Origin of the sequence: Streptomyces calidiresistens (assembly GCF_014141525.1) — a bacterium.
Lineage (GTDB): Bacteria > Actinomycetota > Actinomycetes > Streptomycetales > Streptomycetaceae > Streptomyces > Streptomyces calidiresistens.
This window is the reverse complement of sequence record NZ_VKHS01000557.1, coordinates 1-3,756: the sequence shown is the minus strand read 5'-3', so window position 1 is coordinate 3,756 and position 3,756 is coordinate 1. Positions and strand designations below refer to the sequence as shown.

4 protein-coding genes are annotated in these 3,756 nt (G+C 71.0%); all 4 read left to right on the top strand.

The features are described 5' to 3' along the window. The first annotated feature begins 188 nt into the window (after positions 1 to 188). Complete coding sequence (locus FOE67_RS19495) at positions 189 to 554, top strand: phage holin family protein (RefSeq protein WP_323385076.1); 366 nt, start codon at positions 189 to 191, stop codon at positions 552 to 554. After that, complete coding sequence (locus tag FOE67_RS19490) at positions 530 to 1,207, top strand: DUF3618 domain-containing protein (protein ID WP_182666073.1); 678 nt, start codon at positions 530 to 532, stop codon at positions 1,205 to 1,207. The genes FOE67_RS19495 and FOE67_RS19490 overlap by 25 nt, the downstream gene beginning before the upstream one ends. 129 nt (positions 1,208 to 1,336) lie before the next feature. Continuing rightward, the gene (locus tag FOE67_RS19485) at positions 1,337 to 2,437 is read left to right on the top strand and encodes a YihY/virulence factor BrkB family protein (protein ID WP_182666071.1); all 1,101 of its coding nucleotides are present in this window, start codon (positions 1,337 to 1,339) and stop codon (positions 2,435 to 2,437) included. 177 nt (positions 2,438 to 2,614) lie between these two features. Next, complete coding sequence (locus FOE67_RS19480) at positions 2,615 to 3,538, top strand: DUF2382 domain-containing protein (protein ID WP_182666069.1); 924 nt, start codon at positions 2,615 to 2,617, stop codon at positions 3,536 to 3,538. The last annotated feature ends 218 nt before the right edge of the window (positions 3,539 to 3,756 follow it).

Sequence of the window (3,756 nt, the reverse complement as noted above, 5' to 3'; positions counted from 1 at the left end):
CACCCCCCCGGGCACGCCGCCCGGCACGCCCCTCGGGAGCGGGACCCCCGGTGCGGCGACCCACCCCACCGATCCCACCAACGTCGGCCGCTCGGGCCGACCGGAGGCGTGAGATGTCATCCGTTTCGCCGGAATCACGCGGCACACACCAGGCCGAGCCGCGTGAGAAGCATGAGGAGGATGCCTCGGTGGGCGAGCTGCTCGCCGCGGTGACCTCGGACGTGCAGACGTTGTTCCGCCAGGAGATCGAGCTGGCCAAGACCGAGGTGCGGGAGGAGGCCGTCAAGGCGGGCAGGGCCGCCGGGATGTTCGGGGGCGCGGGGTTCGCGGGGTGGATGGTGGCGATCTTCCTGTCCCTGGCCGCGGTGTTGGGACTGGCCAATGTGATGGACGGCGGGTGGGCGGCCCTGATCGTGACCGCCGTCTGGGCGGCGATCGGCGGTGTCCTGTTCGTACTGGGACGTTCGCGGATGCGCGAGGTCTCGCCCAAGCCGGAGAGGACCGTGGAAACACTGAAGGAGGACGCACAATGGGCACGTCACCCGACCGGATGAAGGACGACATCGATGTCACGCGGGAGCGCCTGGCGGAGAACGTGGACCGCTTGGCGGAACGCGCCAGCCCGAAGGCGGCGGTGCGTCGCCGCGGACGGCGGGTGCGGGGAGCCGTGCACGACCTGCGGGACCGCGTGATGGGCGGTGCCTCGGACACGTCCGACGCGGCACGCGACCACACCCACCGGGCGACCGAGTCGGTGCGCGAAGGGGCCGAGCACACCGCGGCGGAGGTGAGGCGGGCCGCCGGTCAGGTCGGGGACACTCTGGAGCAGGCCCCCGAACTCGCCGTTCGACGCACCCGGGGGAACCCGCTGGCGGCCGGGGTGATCGCCTTCGGTGCCGGCCTGCTCGTCTCCTCGCTGCTCCCGCCGAGCCGCGCCGAACGGGAGATGCTCTCGGAGGTCTCCGATCGGGCGGAGGGCCTGATCGAACCCGTCCGGGAGGCGGTCGGCGAGTCCGCGCAGCGGCTGAAGGACGATGCCGCGGAAGCGGGCCGCCGGGCGGGCGAGGAACTGCGGGAGACCGCCGGTGAGGCCGCCGGGGCCGTCCGGGAGGAGGCCCGTGACCAGACGGGACGGGTGACCGAACGGGCACGGGATTCCGCCCGGGACGTGTCGGACGAGGCTCGCGGGCAATCCGACTCCGTGTGACTCCCGGAGCGGACCGGCCGGGCCCCGCCGTCACCGGGCCGAACGTTCGGTGCGGTGCGGCGGGGCCCGGCCCGTCGGGCTCCGGGTCGGACTCCGGGCCCCTCCGGGCCCGTCGGAAGAGGTGGCAACATGGCACGGCGATACACGGGACACGAGCGCGAGGCCGCGGAGGAGACCGGACGGGATCTCCCGCCGGGCGGACGTGGGGAGGCGGCGGACCGGGGAGAACACGGGCGGGGAGGAACAGGGTCGACGGCCGAGCACGCCGTGGATCCCGAGCGGGGGCGGCCTCCCGAGGGCCCTCGCGGCGAGGAGCCGCCGGAGAGCCCGACCGACCTGTCCGGGCGCTCCTGGAAGAACGTCTTCAAGCGAACCGCCAAGGAGTTCAAGGAGGACGGTCTGATCGACTGGGCGGCCTCGCTCACCTACTACGGCGTCCTGTCGATCTTTCCGGCGCTGCTGGCCCTGATCTCCATCGCGGGGCTGATGGGCACCAACGCCATCCAGACGATGATCGAGAATCTGGGGGAGTTGACCCCCGGCCCGGTGCGCGACCTGTTGACCAGCATGCTGGGGCAACTCGAGGGGGCGACCGGTGGTGCGGGGTTCGCCCTGATCGCGGGTCTCGCGGTCGCCCTGTGGTCGGCCTCCGCCTACATCGCGGCGTTCATGCGGGCCTCCAACGCGGTCTACGACATCGGTGAGGGTCGCCCCATCTGGAAGACCCTGCCGATCCGCTTCGGGGTCACCGTGGTGGTGGCGGTGGTGCTGGTGCTCATCGCGGTCGGCGTGGTGTTCACCGGCACCCTGGCCGATCGGGCCGGTGAGGTGCTGGGGTTGGGCGACACCGCGGTCCGGGTGTGGGACATCGCCAAGTGGCCCGTGATGGTGCTGCTGTTCAGCATGGTGATCGCCCTGTTGTACTGGGCGTGCCCCAATGTGAAGCACGGTTTCCGCTGGGTGAGCCCCGGCAGCCTGCTGGCGGTCCTGATCTGGATCCTGGCCTCGGTCGGCTTCGCGATCTACGTGGCGAACTTCGGAAACTACAACCAGACCTACGGCAGCCTGGCGGGTGTGATCATCTTCCTGATCTGGATGTGGATCTCGAACATCGCGATCCTGCTGGGGCTGGAGGTCAACGCGGAACTGGAGCGGTCCCGCGCGATCGCCACCGGCCACTCGCCGGAGACGGAGCCCTACGTGGAACCCCGGGACACGCGCAAGCTCTGAACCACCGCCGGGAAGGGACCGGGGTGCCCGGGGTATGGAGGGGTGACGGTCACCGGCCGTCACCCCTCCGGTCGTTCCGGGGCGGAAGCCTCTCCGAATCGACAAATTGACCCTTTAGGTGGTTTTCGGGTCTTTGTGCAGGTTAGGCGCACGGTAGGCAGCTGAAGGAGGAGAACAGTGATCACTCGAGAGCAGATCCCGGCCGTGCTGGACCATCCGGTTCACGACCGCCGGGGCAAGAAGATCGGTGACGCCAAACACGTCTTTCTCGATGACGCCACCGGCCGCCCCGAATGGGTCAGCGTCAAGACCGGTCTCTTCGGTACCAACGAGTCGTTCGTCCCGATCCACGAGGCCAATCTGGTCGAGGACCACCTGGAGGTCCCCTACGACAAGGACATGGTCAAGGACGCGCCGAACGTGGACGTGGACTCCGGCGGGCACCTCTCCGAGCAGGAGGAACACCGGCTGTACGAGCACTACGGCATCGACTGGGACGCCGCTTGGCAGGACGCCAACGCCCCGGGAGCCGGCGGCTGGGCTCACTCCGACCGCGAACAGCGCACCGGAACCGAGATGGAGGCCGACACCGGCGGCTGGGAGGACACCGAACCGAGGCTGGACGCCGGTATCGGAACCGGGAGTGAGGGTCGGGCCGCCCAGGAGCCGCCCACCGCCGACGCCCCGCCCGGTTACCGGGGACCCGGAGCCGACGACGCGATGACCCGCTCCGAGGAGCGGATGCACGTCGGGAAGGAACGGCGGGAGACCGGTCGTGCACGGCTGCGGAAGTACGTGGTCACCGAGGAGGAGCAGCGGACCGTCCCGGTCAGCCGGGAGGAGGTGCGGGTCGAGCGGGAGCCGATCACCGATGCCAATCGGGAGTCGGCGGTCTCCGGCCCCGAGATCACCGAATCCGAGCACGAGGTGACGCTGCACGAGGAGCGGCCGGTCGTCGAAACCCGCACCGAACCGGTGGAACGGGTGCGGTTGGACACCGAGGAGCACACCGAGGAGGAGCCCGTGCGGGGCGAGGTGCGCAAGGAGCGCATCGAGGCCGACACCCCCGACGAGCCCGGCCGGGGAGACCGGCACTCCTGACGCACGTCCCGGAACCACCGGGCCCGGGCGCCCCGTGGTTCCCGAGGAGGGCTCCACCCCGGACGGGGTGGAGCCCTTCCGGATCGGGCGAGGCTTCTCCCCGGCCCCCGGGTCTTCGCACCCGCCGGCTCACCCCCGGGGCCCCCTTCCGTCACGGCGCGGGCAGCGAGGGATGGGGGGACGAGGCGGCTCGCTCCCCGGATTCCACGGGCTCCCCG

What these genes read in the sequence shown, in the direction of transcription:
- FOE67_RS19490 (WP_182666073.1), top strand. Translation starts at nt 530, where the DNA reads ATGGGCACGTCACCCGACCGGATGAAGGACGACATCGATGTCACGCGG.
- FOE67_RS19485 (WP_182666071.1), top strand. Translation starts at nt 1,337, where the DNA reads ATGGCACGGCGATACACGGGACACGAGCGCGAGGCCGCGGAGGAGACC.